Annotated in this window: 15 protein-coding genes; 11 read left to right on the forward strand and 4 right to left on the reverse strand. The window is 58.0% G+C overall.

The features are described 5' to 3' along the window. Positions 1-280: 280 nt before the first annotated feature. The 10 genes from iscR (at position 281) to sseB (ending at position 8067) form a co-directional block, all read left to right on the forward strand. On the forward strand, positions 281-772 hold the full coding sequence (gene iscR, locus E3U32_RS03300; protein ID WP_024908641.1) for a Fe-S cluster assembly transcriptional regulator IscR: 492 nt from the start codon (positions 281-283) through the stop codon (positions 770-772). A gap of 117 nt (positions 773-889) precedes the next feature. Further along, a complete protein-coding gene (iscS, locus tag E3U32_RS03305; protein ID WP_008502157.1) occupies positions 890-2104 on the forward strand; it encodes a cysteine desulfurase in 1215 nt (404 codons plus the stop codon). A gap of 24 nt (positions 2105-2128) precedes the next feature. Further along, positions 2129-2515: a Fe-S cluster assembly scaffold IscU gene (iscU, locus tag E3U32_RS03310; protein WP_003860661.1), complete on the forward strand. Its 387-nt coding sequence runs from the start codon at positions 2129-2131 to the stop codon at positions 2513-2515. A gap of 13 nt (positions 2516-2528) precedes the next feature. Beyond that, entirely contained in the window at positions 2529-2852 is a 324-nt protein-coding gene (gene iscA / locus E3U32_RS03315) for an iron-sulfur cluster assembly protein IscA (RefSeq protein WP_003860659.1), read from the forward strand. Between the two features lie 76 nt (positions 2853-2928). Beyond that, a complete protein-coding gene (gene hscB / locus E3U32_RS03320; protein WP_134347626.1) occupies positions 2929-3444 on the forward strand; it encodes a co-chaperone HscB in 516 nt (171 codons plus the stop codon). A 14-nt stretch (positions 3445-3458) separates the two neighbouring features. After that, positions 3459-5309, forward strand: coding sequence for a Fe-S protein assembly chaperone HscA (hscA, locus tag E3U32_RS03325; protein WP_134347627.1), 1851 nt, complete (start codon positions 3459-3461; stop codon positions 5307-5309). A 1-nt stretch (position 5310) separates the two neighbouring features. After that, positions 5311-5646, forward strand: coding sequence for an ISC system 2Fe-2S type ferredoxin (gene fdx / locus E3U32_RS03330; protein ID WP_003860652.1), 336 nt, complete (start codon positions 5311-5313; stop codon positions 5644-5646). Between the two features lies 1 nt (position 5647). Further along, positions 5648-5848: a Fe-S cluster assembly protein IscX gene (gene iscX, locus E3U32_RS03335; RefSeq protein WP_003860650.1), complete on the forward strand. Its 201-nt coding sequence runs from the start codon at positions 5648-5650 to the stop codon at positions 5846-5848. Between the two features lie 60 nt (positions 5849-5908). Then, positions 5909-7195, forward strand: a complete 1287-nt coding sequence (gene pepB, locus E3U32_RS03340) for an aminopeptidase PepB (RefSeq protein ID WP_047346762.1) — start codon at positions 5909-5911, stop codon at positions 7193-7195. Between the two features lie 95 nt (positions 7196-7290). Further along, the gene (sseB, locus tag E3U32_RS03345; protein ID WP_134347628.1) at positions 7291-8067 is read left to right on the forward strand and encodes an enhanced serine sensitivity protein SseB; all 777 of its coding nucleotides are present in this window, start codon (positions 7291-7293) and stop codon (positions 8065-8067) included. A gap of 17 nt (positions 8068-8084) precedes the next feature. On the opposite strand, the gene E3U32_RS03350 is transcribed toward sseB, so the two are convergent. From E3U32_RS03350 to E3U32_RS03365, 4 genes are all read right to left on the reverse strand, one after another. Next, positions 8085-8855, reverse strand: coding sequence for a MurR/RpiR family transcriptional regulator (locus E3U32_RS03350; RefSeq protein ID WP_134347629.1), 771 nt, complete (start codon positions 8853-8855; stop codon positions 8085-8087). Continuing rightward, positions 8855-9700: a 3-mercaptopyruvate sulfurtransferase gene (sseA, locus tag E3U32_RS03355; protein ID WP_134347630.1), complete on the reverse strand. Its 846-nt coding sequence runs from the start codon at positions 9698-9700 to the stop codon at positions 8855-8857. Before sseA ends, E3U32_RS03350 begins: the two co-directional genes overlap by 1 nt. Before the next feature lie 90 nt (positions 9701-9790). Beyond that, positions 9791-11158: a 6-phospho-alpha-glucosidase gene (locus tag E3U32_RS03360; RefSeq protein ID WP_134347631.1), complete on the reverse strand. Its 1368-nt coding sequence runs from the start codon at positions 11156-11158 to the stop codon at positions 9791-9793. Between the two features lie 12 nt (positions 11159-11170). Next, the gene (locus E3U32_RS03365) at positions 11171-12715 is read right to left on the reverse strand and encodes a PTS transporter subunit EIIC (protein WP_134347632.1); all 1545 of its coding nucleotides are present in this window, start codon (positions 12713-12715) and stop codon (positions 11171-11173) included. Between the two features lie 286 nt (positions 12716-13001). Here E3U32_RS03365 and E3U32_RS03370 point away from each other — a divergent pair, with 286 nt between their 5' ends. Continuing rightward, complete coding sequence (locus tag E3U32_RS03370) at positions 13002-17954, forward strand: alpha-2-macroglobulin family protein (RefSeq protein WP_134347633.1); 4953 nt, start codon at positions 13002-13004, stop codon at positions 17952-17954.

Consider the following 17954-nt stretch of genomic DNA (forward strand, 5'->3'; position numbering starts at 1 on the left):
AACCCGGCGGGGTATCCGGGGGCGTATTGCCCCAAATAAAAAACCTTTGTGTCGTCTGTTCGCCGGGTGGGGTTCCGCTTACCCGGCCTAAAAAAACCGTAGGCGGGTAAGCGAAGCGCCACCCGACAAAAAACGGCACAGAAGGTTAAATACCTGACTAAAACAGTCAAGTAAATAGTTGACCATTTTAGTCAGGAATGTCAGACTTGGCCCTGCTATGCAATACCCCATTTTACTATAAAAAACCCCGGGCAGGGGCGAGTTTGAGGTTAAGTAAGACATGAGACTGACATCTAAAGGGCGTTATGCCGTGACCGCGATGCTGGACGTTGCGCTCAACTCCGAAGCGGGCCCGGTTCCGTTGGCTGATATTTCTGAACGACAAGGGATCTCCCTCTCTTATCTGGAACAGCTGTTCTCCAGACTGCGTAAAAATGGACTGGTTTCCAGTGTTCGTGGCCCAGGCGGCGGTTATCTGCTGGGTAAAGACGCGGGCAGTATTGCAGTTGGTGAAGTCATTAGCGCAGTTGACGAATCCGTTGACGCGACCCGTTGCCAGGGTAAAGGCGGCTGCCAGGGCGGCGATAAATGCCTGACCCACGCGCTGTGGCGCGATCTGAGTGACCGTCTGACCGGCTTCCTGAACAACATCACCCTGGGTGAACTGGTCAATAACCAGGAAGTTCTGGATGTCTCTGGTCGTCAGCACAGTCAGGATTCCCAACGCAGCACCCGCGCGCAGGACGCTATCGACGTCAAACTGCGCGCGTAATAAAAAGATAAGTATTTCAGAATCAGGCCGGGGCGGTCACGCCCCGTGTACTCGGTCGTACATCCAGCCGGTTGCCTGATTCCTTGCATTGAAGCGATGTACGGAGTTTAAAGAGCAATGAAATTACCGATTTATCTCGATTACTCCGCAACCACGCCGGTGGACCCGCGTGTTGCCGAGAAAATGATGCAGTGTCTGACCCTGGACGGAAACTTTGGTAACCCAGCTTCCCGTTCACACCGTTTTGGCTGGCATGCTGAAGAGGCGGTCGATATCGCCCGTAATCAGATTGCTGACCTGGTGGGTGCCGACCCGCGTGAGATTGTTTTCACCTCCGGTGCGACCGAATCCGACAACCTGGCGATCAAAGGTGCAGCCAACTTTTATCAGAAAAAAGGCAAGCACATCATCACCAGCAAAACCGAACACAAAGCCGTGCTGGACACTTGCCGTCAGCTGGAGCGTGAAGGGTACGAAGTGACCTATCTCGCGCCACAGAGCAACGGTATTATTGACCTGAAAGAGCTCGAAGCGGCCATGCGTGATGACACCATTCTGGTTTCCATCATGCACGTCAACAACGAAATCGGCGTGGTACAAGACATCGCGACTATCGGCGAAATGTGCCGCGCGCGCGGTATCATCTACCACGTTGACGCGACCCAGAGCGTGGGCAAACTGCCTATCGACCTTAGCCAGCTGAAAGTGGACCTGATGTCCTTCTCCGGCCACAAAATTTATGGCCCAAAAGGTATCGGCGCGCTGTACGTTCGTCGTAAACCGCGTATCCGCATCGAAGCACAGATGCACGGCGGCGGTCACGAGCGCGGCATGCGTTCCGGTACGCTGCCTGTTCACCAGATTGTGGGCATGGGCGAAGCTTACCGCATTGCAAAAGAAGAGATGGAAACCGAGATGGCACGCCTGCGCACGCTGCGTAACCGTCTGTGGGATGGCGTGAAAGATATGGAAGAAGTGTATCTGAACGGCGATCTCGAGCAGGGCGCTCCGAACATCCTCAACGTGAGCTTCAACTATGTTGAAGGCGAATCGCTGATCATGGCCCTGAAAGACCTGGCCGTTTCTTCCGGTTCCGCCTGTACGTCTGCAAGTCTTGAGCCATCCTACGTGCTGCGCGCGCTGGGTATGACTGACGAGCTGGCGCACAGCTCTATCCGTTTCTCTTTAGGTCGTTTCACTACCGAAGAAGAGATTGACTACACCATCAAGCTGGTTCGTAACTCCATCGGCCGTCTGCGCGACCTTTCTCCACTGTGGGAAATGTTCAAGCAGGGCGTGGATCTGAACAGCATTGAATGGTCACATCACTAATCGGTACATAAGGAGAATTCAATCATGGCATACAGCGAAAAAGTCATCGATCATTACGAGAACCCGCGCAACGTCGGCTCTTTTGACAACAGCGATGAATCTGTCGGTAGCGGCATGGTCGGTGCACCGGCGTGTGGCGACGTGATGAAGTTGCAGATTAAAGTCAACAATGAAGGTATCATTGAAGACGCGCGCTTCAAGACCTACGGCTGCGGTTCTGCTATTGCTTCCAGCTCCCTGGTCACCGAATGGGTGAAGGGCAAGTCTCTGGACGAAGCACAGGCAATCAAGAACACGGATATTGCTGAAGAACTCGAACTGCCGCCGGTGAAAATTCACTGCTCTATTCTGGCAGAAGACGCGATCAAAGCCGCCATTGCGGATTACAAAAGCAAACGTGAAGCAAAATAATTGAGGTTTGAGTATGTCGATTACCCTTAGCGACAGCGCTGCCGCGCGAGTAAGCTCTTTTCTGGCGAACCGTGGTAAAGGCTTTGGCCTGCGACTGGGCGTACGTACCTCCGGCTGTTCTGGTATGGCTTACGTACTGGAGTTTGTTGATGAACCGGCGTCTGACGACACCGTGTTTGAAGACAAGGGCGTGAAGGTGGTGGTCGATGGCAAAAGCCTGCAATTCCTCAACGGCACTCAGCTGGACTTCGTAAAAGAAGGCCTGAACGAAGGGTTCAAATTCACGAACCCGAACGTCAAAGACGAGTGTGGTTGCGGCGAAAGCTTCCACGTTTAACCGCGCGTCATCCGAAACCCCACCGTGGCTTTGCTACGCGTGGGGTTTGTTCTAACAGGCTACCCCTGAGATTGTTATGGATTACTTCACTCTCTTCGGACTACCCGCTCAATACCCGATTGATCTCCAGACGCTGACGATCCGTTTTCAGGATTTACAGCGTCAGTATCATCCGGATAAATTCGCCAGTGGCACGCAGTCAGAGCAATTGGCTGCGGTCTCGCACTCTGCGACCATCAACCAGGCCTGGCAGACGCTGCGCCATCCGCTGGCGCGTGCAGAATATCTGCTTTCGCTCCACGGCTTTGATCTCGCGAGCGAGCAGCACACCGTGCGCGACACCGCGTTTCTGATGGAACAGCTGGAGCTTCGCGAAGAGCTCGATGAGATTGAACAGGCCAAAGACGAAGCGCGTCTGGAAAGTTTTATCATGCGCGTGAAGGGCATGTTCGATACCCGCCATCAGCAGATGGTGGAGCAACTGAACAACGAGACCTGGGACGTGGCGGCAGATACTGTGCGCAAACTCCGTTTTCTCGATAAACTGCGAAGCAGTGCTGAACAACTCGAAGAAAAGCTGCTCGATTTTTAATTTCGGAAGCAATTATGGCCTTATTACAAATTAGTGAGCCTGGCTTAAGTGCCGCACCGCACCAGCGTCGTCTGGCGGTGGGTATTGATCTGGGCACCACCAATTCCCTCGTGGCGACCGTGCGTAGCGGCCAGGCGGAAACGCTGGCTGACGAGCAGGGCCGCCATCTGCTGCCTTCCGTGGTCCACTACCAGCAGCAGGGACACGCGGTAGGTTATGACGCCCGCGCAAACGCCGCGCGCGATCCGGCCAACACCATCAGCTCCGTGAAGCGCATGATGGGCCGCTCGCTGGCCGATATCCAGACCCGCTATCCGCATCTCCCTTATCAGCTGCAGGCAAGTGAAAACGGCCTGCCGATGATCGCGACGGCGGCTGGCCTGCTGAACCCGATTCGTGTTTCTGCTGACATCCTCAAAGCGCTGGCAGCGCGCGCAACGGCGACGCTTGGCGGCGATCTGGACGGCGTGGTCATAACCGTTCCGGCCTACTTTGACGATGCACAGCGTCAGGGCACTAAAGATGCCGCACGTCTGGCGGGTCTGCACGTGCTGCGCCTGCTGAACGAACCGACGGCGGCGGCGATTGCCTACGGCCTCGACTCCGGTCAGGAAGGGGTGATTGCGGTCTACGATCTCGGCGGCGGTACCTTTGATATCTCGATCCTGCGCTTAAGCCGCGGGGTGTTTGAAGTGCTGGCGACCGGCGGGGATTCCGCGCTGGGCGGTGATGACTTCGACCATCTGCTGGCGGATTACATCCGCGAGCAGGCGGGCATCAGCGATCGCAGCGATGCACGCGTTCAGCGTGAACTGCTGGATGCGGCCATCGATGCCAAAATTGCGCTGAGTGATGCGCAGACCGTTACCATAAATGTTGCGGGCTGGCAGGGTGACATCACCCGCGACCAGTTCAACGACCTGATCGCTGCTCTGGTAAAACGCACGCTGCTGGCCTGCCGTCGCGCATTGAAAGATGCCGGCGTTGAGGCCAGCGAGGTGCTGGAAGTGGTCATGGTCGGCGGCTCCACCCGCGTGCCGCTGGTGCGCGAACGCGTGGGCGAATTCTTTGGCCGCACGCCGCTCACCTCCATCGACCCGGACAAAGTGGTTGCCGTAGGCGCCGCTATCCAGGCCGATATCCTGGTCGGCAACAAGCCGGACAGCGAAATGCTGCTGCTGGACGTCATTCCGCTGTCGCTGGGGTTAGAAACCATGGGCGGCCTGGTGGAGAAAGTGATCCCGCGTAACACCACCATTCCGGTGGCGCGCGCGCAGGAGTTCACCACCTTTAAAGACGGCCAGACCGCGATGTCCATCCACGTGATGCAGGGCGAACGCGAGCTGGTGCAGGACTGCCGCTCGCTGGCGCGCTTTGCGCTGCGCGGTATTCCGGCGCTGCCTGCGGGCGGGGCGCATATTCGCGTTACCTTCCAGGTGGATGCGGACGGCCTGCTGAGCGTCACGGCGATGGAAAAATCCACCGGCGTTGAATCGTCCATCCAGGTGAAGCCGTCCTACGGCCTGACCGATGGCGAAATCGCCTCCATGATCCAGGACTCAATGAGCTACGCCGAGCAGGATGTGAAGGCGCGTATGTTGGCGGAACAGAAAGTGGAAGCCGCACGCGTGCTGGAGAGCCTGAACGGCGCGCTCGCTGCCGATGCCGGGCTGTTAAGCGCCGCTGAGCGTCAGGTGATTGACGACGCTGCCGCGCGCTTAAGCGCAGTAGCAGAAGGCAATGACGCTGACGCAATAGAAGAAGCCATTAAAAACGTTGATAAACAAACCCAGGACTTTGCTGCTCGCCGCATGGACAAATCTGTCCGCGTCGCGCTGAAAGGCCAGTCCGTGGACGAGGTTTAATATGCCAAAGATTGTAATTTTGCCTCATGCGGACCTCTGTCCGGATGGCGCTGTTCTGGAAGCGAAGACCGGTGAGACCATTCTCGATGTTGCCCTGCGTGCAGGTATCGAAGTGGAACACGCCTGTGAAAAATCCTGTGCCTGCACCACGTGCCACTGCATCGTGCGTGAAGGTTTTGACTCGCTCGCCGAGAGCACCGAAGACGAAGACGACATGCTGGATAAAGCATGGGGTCTGGAGCCAGACAGCCGCTTGAGCTGCCAGGCCGCGGTGACCGATGAAGATCTGGTCGTGGAATTCCCACGCTACACCATCAACCACGCACGCGAGCATTAATATGGGACTGAAGTGGACAGACAGCCGCGAAATCGGCGAAGCGCTCTACGACGCGAACCCGGATCTCGATCCGAAGACCGTACGATTCACCGACATGCACCAGTGGATCTGCGATTTAGAGGATTTCGACGACGATCCAAACGCATCCAATGAAAAAATTCTGGAGGCGATTCTGTTAGTCTGGTTAGATGAAGCAGAATAAAAAACATAACGGGCTGCCTTCAGGCGGCCCGTTTGCTAGTTGCTAATAAGGAAAAATAAAATGACCGAAGCGATGAAGATTACGCTCTCGAATCAGCCTGCTGACGCGCGCTGGGGCGAGAAAGCCACCTACAGCATTAACAACGACGGCATTACCCTGCACCTGACGGGCAACGATGATTTGGGCCTGATCCAGCGCGCCGCGCGTAAAATTGACGGCCTGGGCATTAAACACGTATCTCTGGAAGGCGAAGGCTGGGACACCGACCGCAGCTGGGCATTCTGGGCAGGCTACAAAGGCCCTAAAGGCACCCGCAAAATCGAGTGGGCCAACCTTGATGAAGCCGGTCAGAAAGAGCTGGAAAGCCGTCTGAACATAATCGACTGGGTGCGCGACACCATCAACGCACCGGCGGAAGAGCTGGGGCCGGAACAGCTGGCGCAGCGCGCGGTTGACCTGCTGTGCGGCGTGGCCGGTGACAAGATGTCCTACCGCATCACCAAAGGTGAAGACCTGCGCGAGCAGAACTATATGGGTATCCACACCGTGGGCCGCGGTTCTGAGCGTCCTCCTGTATTGCTGGCGCTGGATTACAACCCAACCGGTGATAAAGCAGCGCCGGTATTTGCCTGCCTGGTCGGTAAAGGCATCACCTTCGACACCGGCGGCTACAGCCTGAAGCAGAGCGCATTCATGGACTCTATGAAGTCCGACATGGGCGGCGCGGCGACCATTACCGGCGCGCTGGCGTTCGCTATCACCCGTGGCCTGAACAAGCGCGTGAAGTTGTACCTGTGCTGCGCGGACAACATGGTTAGCGGTAACGCCTTCAAGCTGGGCGATATCATCCGCTACCGTAACGGCAAAAACGTTGAGGTGATGAACACCGATGCGGAAGGCCGTCTGGTGCTGGCCGATGGCCTGATCGACGCCTCTGCCCAGAAGCCAGAGCTGATTATCGACATGGCGACCCTGACCGGCGCGGCGAAAACCGCCCTGGGCAACGACTACCATGCGTTGTTCAGCTTTGATGACAAGCTAGCCGCTCGCCTGCTGGCAAGCGCTGCCGCTGAGAACGAGCCGTTCTGGCGCCTACCGCTGGCCGAGTTCCACCGCAGCCAGCTGCCGTCTAACTTTGCCGAGCTGAACAACACCGCGAGCGCGGCGTACCCGGCGGGGGCAAGCACCGCAGCAGGCTTCCTGTCTCACTTCGTTGAGAACTACCACGAAGGCTGGCTGCACATCGACTGCTCTGCAACTTACCGTAAAGCGGCGGTTGAGCAGTGGTCCGCGGGCGCGACCGGTCTGGGCGTGCGTACCGTGGCGAACCTGCTGACGGCTGAGTAATCTTTTTTGCCGGGTGGCGCTACGCTTACCCGGCCTACAAAATCCGTAGGCCCGGTAAGCGTAGCGCCGCCGGGCAAGTGTGAAGTAGCCAAACTATGTCAGAAACCAAAAACGAATTAGAAACCCTTCTGGAGCAGGCGGCAACCGAGCCGGCCCACCGTCCGGCATTTTTCCGCACGCTGCTGGAATCCACCGTCTGGGTGCCGGGCACCGCTGCGGAAGGTGAGCAGGTTGTCGAGGACAGTGCGCTGGATCTCCTGCACTGGGAGAAAGACGACGGCTCTTCGGTGATCCCGTTCTTCACCTCGCTGGAAGCGCTGCAGAAGGCCGTTGAAGACGAACAGGCGTTCGTGGTGATGCCGGTGCGCACCCTGTTTGAAATGACGCTGGGCCAGACGCTGTTTCTCAACGCGAAGCTGCCGACCGGAAAAGAGTTCACGCCGCGTGAAATCAGCCATCTGATAGGTGAAGAGGGCAACCCGCTCAGCACCCAGGAGGTGCTGGAAGGGGGCGAAACGCTGCTGCTGTCTGAAGTGGCTGAACCGCCCGCGCAGATGATCGATTCCCTGACCACGCTTTTCAAAACGCTCAAGCCCGTCAGGCGCGCGTTCATCTGTTCTATTAAAGAGCGCGCGGACGAACAGGCTGTGCTGCTGATCGGTATTGAAGCCGATGGCGATATCGACGACATCATTCAGGCCGCGGGAAGCGTGGCTACCGACACGCTGCCGGGCGATGAGCCGATTGATATCTGTCAGGTGAAGAACGGTGAGAAGGGCATCAGCCACTTTATTACCGAGCACATCACGCCGTTCTACGAGCGTCGCTGGGGCGGCTTCCTGCGCGATCTCAAAACCAACCGCATTATCTGATTACGGCGGGGTGAATATCACCCCGTTGCTTCCAGCAGCAGTAAATCCATCAGCAGCACCAGATTCGACTCAAACGACGTCACTCCCGCAGCTTCGGCGGCGAAGTGTACCGCTTCGTCATAGAGGGCAAAGTGCACGTCCGCCATCCCCGCCAGCGTATTGGCCGAGGCGCGGGTAAACGCGACGATCGTCATGCCGACGTTTTTGGCAATCCGCGCTTTATCCAGCACCTGTTCCGTTTCGCCGCTGCGCGAGACGGCAATAAACACCTGGTAGCGGGCGGCGTTGCTGAGGAAAATATTCCGACTATCCCCCGGCCCGGAGATAAACGCCGTTTTGCCCAGCACCTGCAATTTCTTGGTCAGGTACTCCGCAAACAGATAGGAAAACCCGGCGCCGTAGAGAAAGAAGCTCTCTTTCTGGCGCAGCAGGTCGGCAAACTGCTGGCGTTTGTCGTGGGTGACCCACTGAAAGGTGTGCTGATAGTTGGCGATAAACTGATTAAAGAGCGCAGGGAGTTCAGGACGCGATTGCCCCTGAGCGGCAATGTGCGGCGTGTCTGAGAGCAGCTGTTTGCAGTGCCAGATAAACTCGCTAAAACCGCTGAACCCCAGCTTCTGACACAGACGCATAATGGTGGCGGTAGAAACGAACGTCGCCTGCGCCAGCTCGCGAACCGTAATATTGCCCACCAGCAGCGGATGCTCCGTGAGATGGGCGAGAACGCGATACTCCGCGCGGGTCAGGGATGCCCCGCGCGTTAACAGCGTGGCCAGGCGGTTATCCATTATTTCGCCGGTTCAACCGGCAGGTCGTCACGCGCGCCCCATTCGCTCCACGCGCCGTCATAGAGTGTGACGTCGTTTACGCCGAGCGTGGCGAGCGCCAGGATCGCCACGCAGGCCGTTACGCCGGAACCGCAGCTGGCAATAATCGGACGGTGTAAATCCACGCCCGCACGATCAAAAATAGCGCGCAGCTCGTCAGTGGTTTTCAGTTCCCCCTCAAATACCAAATCGCCCCACGGCACGTTCAGCGCGCCCGGAATATGTCCGCGCTTGAGCCCCGGACGCGGTTCATCCGCTTGCGCATTGAAGCGTGGTGCTGGGCGAGCATCGACGATTTGGGCCGTTTTTTCATGGCTCACGACCAGCACGTCGGTCAGGCGTTTCACCACGTGCGCGTCGAACGTGGCATCGAATTCGCCTTCCGGCAGCGTCACGTCGCCCTGCTGAAGCGGCAGCTCGTCACGCTTCCAGCCTGCGAGGCCGCCGGCCAGAATCGAGACTTTCTCTACGCCGAAGTTTTTCAGCATCCACCACGCGCGCGGCGCAGAGAAGAGGTTACCTTCGTCATAAACAACGAGGTGTTTGTCTTTGCTGACGCCCAGCTCGCGCATCGCCACGGAAAACGCTTCCGGGCGCGGCAGCATGTGCGGCAGAGGAGAGGTGTGATCGGAGAGGGCTTCAATATCAAAAAATACCGCGCCAGGCAGATGTCCTGCGCGGTATTCACCGGGAACGTCGCGATGTTCTTGCCCAGGAGGGGCCATACGCGCGTCAATAATCTGCACTTCCGGATCGTCGCCGTGCTCAATCAGCCAGTCGGCGGCGACAAAATATGAGGTGGACATGGGTTGCCTCCATTCTTTTCCGTAAAAAAGGATTGTCGGTGTTTTTTCTGACACCGACAAGCAAACCACGTTCAACTCGCGAGCAGGCCCCTATTTTTTCACCGCTTCGCCGTCCTGCCAGGCTTTTTGCAGCGCAGGCCAGTAGTCGCGGTTGGCCTCAATCATCTCGTCGAGAATCGCCTTCGCGTGTTCCATGGTCGGCACGGTGCGGTTGAGGGTAAATGCCTGAAGGGCTTTCTCGTAGCTTCCTTCGATAGTCGCCTCCACCAGCAGCTGCTCAGAGGCGAGCTGCTGTTGCAAAAGGGTCTGATGGAACAGCGGCACCTGACCGACACGAATCGGTTCCGGGCCTTCGGAGGTGATATAAGCGGGCACTTCCACCACGGCATCGTAAGGCAGGTTGGTAATCGCACCGCGGTTTTCCACCATCACCAGATGGCGGCTCCGCAGGTTAAAGGCCAGCGAGCAGGCGACGTCAACGATAAATTCACCGTGGACGCCCACGTGGAAGGCATCCGGCAGGATCCCGGTACGCTTATATTCTTCGGCTGCGGCGAACAGTTTTTTCTCGCGCCCGTCCATCACTTCATTGGCGCGGGTATAGTCCGGGTTCTGATGCTCCACAATCTGGTTTGGCATCAGGTAGTACTGCAGATACGGGTTCGGCAGATACTCCGGAAAGTTATCCATGATCGGCTTAATGTTGCGCCAGGTTTTTACCCACGACGGATCCGAGTGCTGCGGGTCGGTTTTGGCCGCATCTTCCGTCAGCAGGCCAAACTTCGCGATATGTTTGCGCAGCTCCGGCAGCTTGTCCTCGCCGTCCACCAGCACGCGGGTAAACCAGCCGAAGTGGTTCAGACCGAAGTAGTCGACCTCCAGCTTGTGGCGATCGACACCCAGAATCGCCCCCATGTTACGCATCGCAGCCACCGGCATATCGCAAATGTTCAGCACGCGCGCGTTCGGGCGCAGGCGCCGCACGCCTTCTGCAACGATCGCCGCCGGGTTGGAGTAGTTCACGATCCAGGCTTTTTCATGCGCGTAGCGATCCACCAGATCGATAAGCTCCACCATCGGCAGGATCGTGCGTAGGCCATACGCCAGGCCGCCTGGCCCACAGGTTTCTTGCCCAACCACGCCATGACGTAGCGGGATCTTCTCGTCCTGCTCGCGCATCCTGTACTGGCCGACGCGCATCTGGGCGAAGACGAAATGCGCGCCGCTGAAGGCCACTTCCGGATCGCTGGTGACGATGAATTTGATGCTCTGACTGTGGTCGCGAATGACCTTCTCGACGACGGGCGCAATGGTGTTCTGACGCGCCTCGTCGATGTCATAAAGACGGATTTCGGCCAGCGGGAAATCCTGCAGACGCACCATCAGGCTTTTGACAATACCCGGCGTGTAGGTGCTACCACCGCCGGCGATCGACAGAATGAATGGGGGTGTAAACATCTTTAGCTCCTTTCAGAGAAACGTCTCAACGGCTTCTCGCATTTTTTTGACGTGCAGCCCGTAGACCACCTGAACGTTGTTACCTTGTTTGATAATCCCTTTCGCGCCGGTCGCCTTCAGGCGCGGTTCGTCGATGAGGTTGACGTCCTTCACCGTGACGCGTAAGCGGGTGTAGCAGTTATCCACCACTTCAATGTTTTCCCGGCCGCCCAGCCCCGCCACGATGGATTCGCCCAGCCCGTCGTTATTGCCCTTCGCCTGGTACTCCTGCTTGCTGTAGAGGCGCGTCTCCCGATCGTCATCCTCACGGCCCGGCGTCTTCATGTTGAAGCGCAGGATCAGGAAGCGGAACACCGCGAAGTAGAGAGCGAACATGATCAGTCCGACCAGGATGTACATCGGCCAGTTGGATTTTTCCGTACCGAGCGGGAGGTTGTAGAGGATGAAATCAATGACCCCGTTAGCACCGATGGCGTGAACGCCCAGCAGCGAGAACAGCATCATGCCGATGCCGGTCAGCACCGCATGCACCACGAACAGCAGCGGGGCGACAAACAGGAAGGAGAACTCAATGGGTTCAGTGACGCCGACCAGCAGAGTGGTGAGCGCTGCCGGGATCAGAATCGCCTTTGCCGCCGCTTTGCGCTCCGGCTTTGCCGTCATATACATCGCCAGCGCCGCCGCAGGCAGGCCAAACATTTTGCTGATGCCGCGGGCATCCCACACCACCGTGCTGCTGAGCTGCTTCACCTCCGGGCAGGCCATCTCGGCGAAGTAAATATTGCGCGCGCCCTGATAAACCGTGCCGCAGACCTCCTGCGTGCCGCCCAGCTCGGTATACAGAAACGGGGTATAGACCAGGTGATGCAGGCCGGTAGGCACCAGAATGCGTTCCAGGAAACCGTAGATTGCCACACCAAACGGCCCGGAGCCTTTGATAGCCAGCGCCAGGGCGCTGATGCCGTGCTGGGCAAAGGGCCACAGCTCACTCATCACCACGCCGAGCAGCATGGAGACGGGGAGCATCACAATGGCGACAAAACAGTGGCCGGAGTAAATTGCCATCGCGCCGTTAAACTGCACGCCGGAATATTTGTTGTACAGATAGCCGGAAAGCGCCCCGGTCAGGATCCCTGCAAACACACCCATCTCCAGCACCTGCACGCCCAGAACCATCGTCTGCCCGGCCGCTTTCATCTGGGCCGCTGGCGCCAGTGCACCCTGGAGCTGTAGCGTGACGTTCATGGCGTTAATGAACACGACAAAGGTCACCAGGCCAATCAGCGCGGCATAGCCTTTATCGCGCGTCGCCAGACCAATCGGGATGCCGACGGCAAACACCAGCGCCAGGTTGACCAGCACCGACACGGCAGATTTCGCGATAAGCTGACCAAGGTGCTGAATCAGTGGATGGCCAAGAAACGGCAGGTATTCAGCGAGGTTACCGTTACCCAGTACGTTACCAAAGGCGATAAACAGACCGACGATCGGTAAGATCAGCACCGGTCCGTACAATGATTTTCCGAAATTTTGTAGGGCGTTCACGGCTCGTTTCATGGCTTTCTCTCTTATTGAACCGCGCACTCGGGGTGCGTCATGGTTATAAAACTAGCAGCCTTCAGGCACGCTTATCCATCTATCTTATTGTTTTAAAAACAAATGACCTGAAAGGTAACATGTAACGTTTGGGGTTGTGATCGGTGTAGCATTGCCGAGTGGCAGAAGGTGAGCGTTCTGCGAGGCGCATTCAGGATTCTAAAATTGGACTTTTTGAATTAATGAAACTTGCGGATAATACTTATCCGGACGACGACCAACAGGCCCCATAGGCCAGGGACAAAGGATGAAACCGTTTCGCTTAGCCGCGATCTCTCTCGCGCTGCTTACTACGTTTACGCTTGTCGGCTGTGATAACAGCGACGATAACACTCAGTCTGCGGCTCCCACCGCCTCCACCCCATCGACACCAAAAGCCGCGGAAAAGCCCGACGCTGAAAAGCTGGCAAAACTGGCGGCACAGAGTCAGGGCAAAGCGTTAACCCTGCTGGATGTCTCTGAAGTGCAGCTGGACGGCGCTTCAACGCTGGTGCTGACATTCTCTGTTCCGCTGAATCCCGATCAGGATTTCGCGAAAACCGTGCATGTCGTGGACAAGAAAAGCGGCAAGGTTGATGGGGCGTGGGAACTTGCGCCTAACCTGAAAGAGCTTCGCCTGCGCCATCTGGAGCCCAACCGCAACCTGGTCGTCACCGTTGAACGTGACCTGCAGGCGCTGAACAAGGCGACGTTCGGCATTGATTATGAAAAAGCCCTGACCACCCGGGACGTTGAACCCACTGTTGGTTTTGCCAGCCGCGGCTCGCTGCTGCCGGGCAAAGTGCTGGAAGGTCTGCCGGTGATGGCGCTTAACGTCAACAACGTGGACGTGAATTTCTACCGCGTGAAACCTGAATCGTTGGCCTCTTTTGTCAGCCAGTGGGAATACCGTAACTCGCTGACCAACTGGGAATCTGACAACCTGCTGAAGATGGCGGAGCTGGTTTACACCGGTCGTTTCGATCTTAATCCGGCGCGCAACACGCGTGAAAAATTGCTGCTGCCTCTGAAGGATATTAAGCCGCTCCAGCAGTCTGGCGTCTATATCGCGGTCATGAACCAGGCGGGGCACTACAACTACAGTAACGCCGCGACGCTGTTTACCTTAAGCGATATTGGCCTGTCCGCTCACCGTTATCACAACCGCCTGGACATTTTTACCCAGAGCCTGGAGAACGGCGCGGCGCAGTCCGGCGTGACCGTTACCCTGTTGAACGATAAAGGGCAGACGCTTGCCGAAGCGAACAGCGACGGCGATGGCCATGCAAAGCTTGAGACCGACAAAGAAGCCGCGCTGATCCTGGCCAGTAAAGACGGCCAGACCACGCTGCTCGACCTCAAGCTGCCTGCCCTCGACCTGGCGGAGTTTGATATCGCAGGTAGCCCTGGCTACAGCAAGCAATTCTTTATGTTTGGCCCACGCGATCTCTACCGCCCGGGTGAAACGGTGATCCTTAACGGTCTGCTGCGCGACAGCGACGGCAAGCCACTTCCCGACCAGCCCGTGAAGCTTGACGTGCTGCGCCCGGATGGGCAGGTCGCGCGCACGATTGTCGTCAAGCCAGAGAACGGACTCTATCGTTTTAACTATCCGCTGGACAGCGGGGCGCAGACCGGCATGTGGCATATCCGCGCCAACACGGGGGATAACCTGCAGCGCTTGTGGGACTTCCACGTCGAAGATTTTATGCCTGAGCGTATGGCGCTCAACCTGACGGGACAAAAAGCACCGGTTTCACCGCAGGATAACGTCGACTTTAACGTGGTGGGCTATTACCTGTATGGGGCACCGGCCAACGGTAATTCTCTGCAGGGCCAGCTTTTCCTGCGTCCGCTGCGTGACGCGGTAGCTGCGCTGCCGGGATTCCAGTTTGGCGATATCGCCGAGGACAACCTGAGCCGCAGTCTGGATGAAGTTCAGCTCACGCTCGATGAACAGGGCCGTGGGCAGGTTTCCACCGAAAGCCAGTGGAAAGAGGTGCACTCTCCTCTGCAACTGATCCTGCAGGCCAGCCTGCTGGAGTCGGGCGGTCGTCCGGTGACGCGCCGTGCTGAGCAGGCCATCTGGCCGGCGGCGGAGCTGCCGGGTATCCGCCCTCAGTTTGCCAGTAAAGCCGTTTACGATTACCGCACCGACACCACTGTTAACCAGCCGATTGTCGACGAGAACGGCAACGCCAGCTTCGACATCGTCTATGCCGATGCCAGCGGGGCGAAAAAAGCCGTTTCCGGGTTACAGGTTCGTCTGATCCGCGAGCGTCGGGACTATTACTGGAACTGGTCCGAAAGCGAAGGCTGGCAGTCGCAGTTTGATCAAAAAGATCTGATTGAAGGCGAGCAGGAGCTGGCCCTTAAGGCCGATGAAACCGGCAAAGTGACTTTCCCGGTTGAGTGGGGCTCTTATCGTCTGGAGGTTAAAGCGCCGGATGAGATGGTCAGCAGCGTACGCTTCTGGGCGGGTTACAGCTGGCAGGATAATAGCGACGGCACCGGGGCTGCGCGTCCTGACCGCGTGACGCTGAAACTGGATAAGCCAGCGTATCAGCCAGGCGATACCATCAATCTGCACATTGCAGCACCGGCCGCAGGCAAGGGCTATGCAATGATCGAATCCAGCGAAGGGCCGCTGTGGTGGAAAGAGATCGACGTACCGGCAAACGGGCTTGATCTCGCAATCCCGGTCGACAAGGCCTGGAAACGCCACGATCTCTATCTCAGCACGCTGGTGGTTCGTCCTGGGGACAAATCCAAATCCGCCACGCCGAAACGCGCGGTCGGCCTGCTGCATCTGCCGATGGGCGACGAAAATCGCCGCCTGAATATTGCGCTGGATAACCCGCAGAAAATGCGTCCAAACCAGACGCTCTCTGTGAAGGTGAAAGCCAGCGTGAAAGAGGGCGCTGTGCCGCAGAAAGTGAATGTCCTGGTCTCGGCGGTGGACAGCGGTGTGCTGAACATTACCGATTACGTTACGCCAGATCCGTGGCAGGCTTTCTTTGGTCAGAAGCGGTACGGCGCGGATATCTACGATATCTATGGCCAGGTTATTGAAGGCCAGGGCCGCATGGCCGCGCTGCGCTTTGGTGGCGATGGGGATGAGCTGAAGCGCGGCGGTAAACCGCCGGTGAACCACGTCACCATTATCGCCCAGCAGGCGCAGCCAGTTACGCTTGATGCCAACGGGGAAGGTACCGTTACGCTGCCGATTGGCGATTTCAACGGTGAGCTGCGCCTGATGGCGCAAGCCTGGACGGAAGACGATTTCGGCAGCAGCGAAAGCAAGGTTGTGGTAGCCGCACCGGTCATTACCGAGCTGAATACCCCGCGCTTCCTGGCAAGCGGGGATACCTCGCGGCTGACGCTGGATCTCACCAACCTGACTGACAAGCCGCAAACGCTAAACGTCGCCCTGACCGCAACCGGCAAACTGTCGCTGGAAGGCGCACAGCCGCAGCCGGTGCAACTGCCGCCGGGCGCACGGACCACTCTGTTTATTCCGGTGCGTGCGCTGGACGGCTATGGTGACGGTGAAGTGACCGCGCAGGTGACCGGCCTGCAGCTACCCGGTGAGACTTTCGCACCGCAGCAGAAGAGCTGGAAAATCGGCGTGCGTCCGGCGTTCCCTGCACAGACGGTGAATACCGGTGCCATGCTGAACCCAGGTGAATCCTGGACTGCTCCAGGGCAGCATATCGACGGTTTCTCTCCTGCCACCCTGCAGGGGCAACTGTTGCTGAGCGGCAAACCGCCGCTCAACCTGGCGCGCTATATTCGTGAACTGCAGGCGTATCCCTATGGCTGCCTGGAACAAACCACCAGCGGTCTGTTCCCGTCGCTCTACACCAACGCGGCGCAGCTCACCGCGCTTGGCATCAAGGGAGACACCGATGACAAGCGCCGTGCGGCCATTGATATTGGCATCTCCCGTCTGCTGCAGATGCAGCGTGAAGACGGTGGGTTTGCGCTGTGGGATAAAAACGATCCGGAAGAGTACTGGCTGACGGCCTACGTGACCGACTTCCTGGTGCGCGCGGGCGAGCAGGGTTACAGCGTACCTGCCGATGCAGTGAATAACGCCAATAGCCGCCTGCTGCGCTACCTGCAGGATCCGGGCATGATGTCCATTCGCTACAGCGACGATACGCAGGCCAGCAAGTTCGCCGTGCAGGCCTATGCCGCGCTGGTACTGGCTCGTCAGCAAAAAGCACCGCTGGGTGCGCTGCGTGAAATCTGGGAGCGTCACGGGCAGGCGGCTTCCGGGCTGCCGCTCATGCAGCTGGGTATGGCGCTTAAACTGATGGGCGATGCCCCGCGAAGCCAGCAGGCGCTGGATCTGGCACTCAAAACGCCGCGTAACGACAGCAAAACCTGGATGGCCGATTACGGCAGCCAGCTTCGCGATAACGCGCTGATGCTCTCTCTTCTGGAAGAGTACAAGCTGCTGCCGGACGCGCAAAATACGCTGCTGAATGTGCTGTCCGAACAGGCCTTCAGCCAGCGCTGGCTGTCCACCCAGGAGAGTAACGCGCTGTTCCTGGCCGGACGTTCGCTGCAAACCTTGTCAGGTACGTGGCAGGCGAAAACCTCTCTGTCTGAGACCGCTTCAGGCGGCGATAAGTCACTGGTACAAAACGTGAACGGTGACCAGCTTGGCGCGCTGCAGGTAACTAATACCGGGACGACACCGCTGTGGGTCCGTCTGGACAGCACCGGTTATCCAGAAAATGCGCCTCAGCCGAGCTCGAACGTGCTGCAGGTTGAACGTCATATTCTGGCAACCGACGGCAGCACGAAATCGCTCTCTTCGCTGAAGAGCGGTGAACTGGTGCTGGTGTGGCTGGAAGTGAAAGCCAGCCAGAATGTGCCGGATGCGCTGGTGGTGGATCTCCTCCCTGCGGGTCTGGAGCTGGAAAACCAGAACCTGGCGAGCAGCAGCGCCAGCCTGCAGGACAGCGGCAGCGAAGTGCAGAACCTGCTCAGCCAGATGCAGCAGGCGGACATTCAGCATATGGAATTCCGCGACGACCGCTTTGTGGCCGCTGTACCGGTAAATGAAGGTCAGCCGGTCACGCTGGTTTATCTGGCGCGCGCCGTGACGCCGGGAACTTACCAGGTACCGGTTCCGATGGTGGAGTCTATGTACGTTCCGCAGTGGCGGGCAACGGGGGCGGCCAGCGGCCCGCTGATTGTTGTTCCATAA

The organism is Lelliottia nimipressuralis, assembly GCF_004402045.1.
GTDB lineage: Bacteria > Pseudomonadota > Gammaproteobacteria > Enterobacterales > Enterobacteriaceae > Enterobacter > Enterobacter chinensis.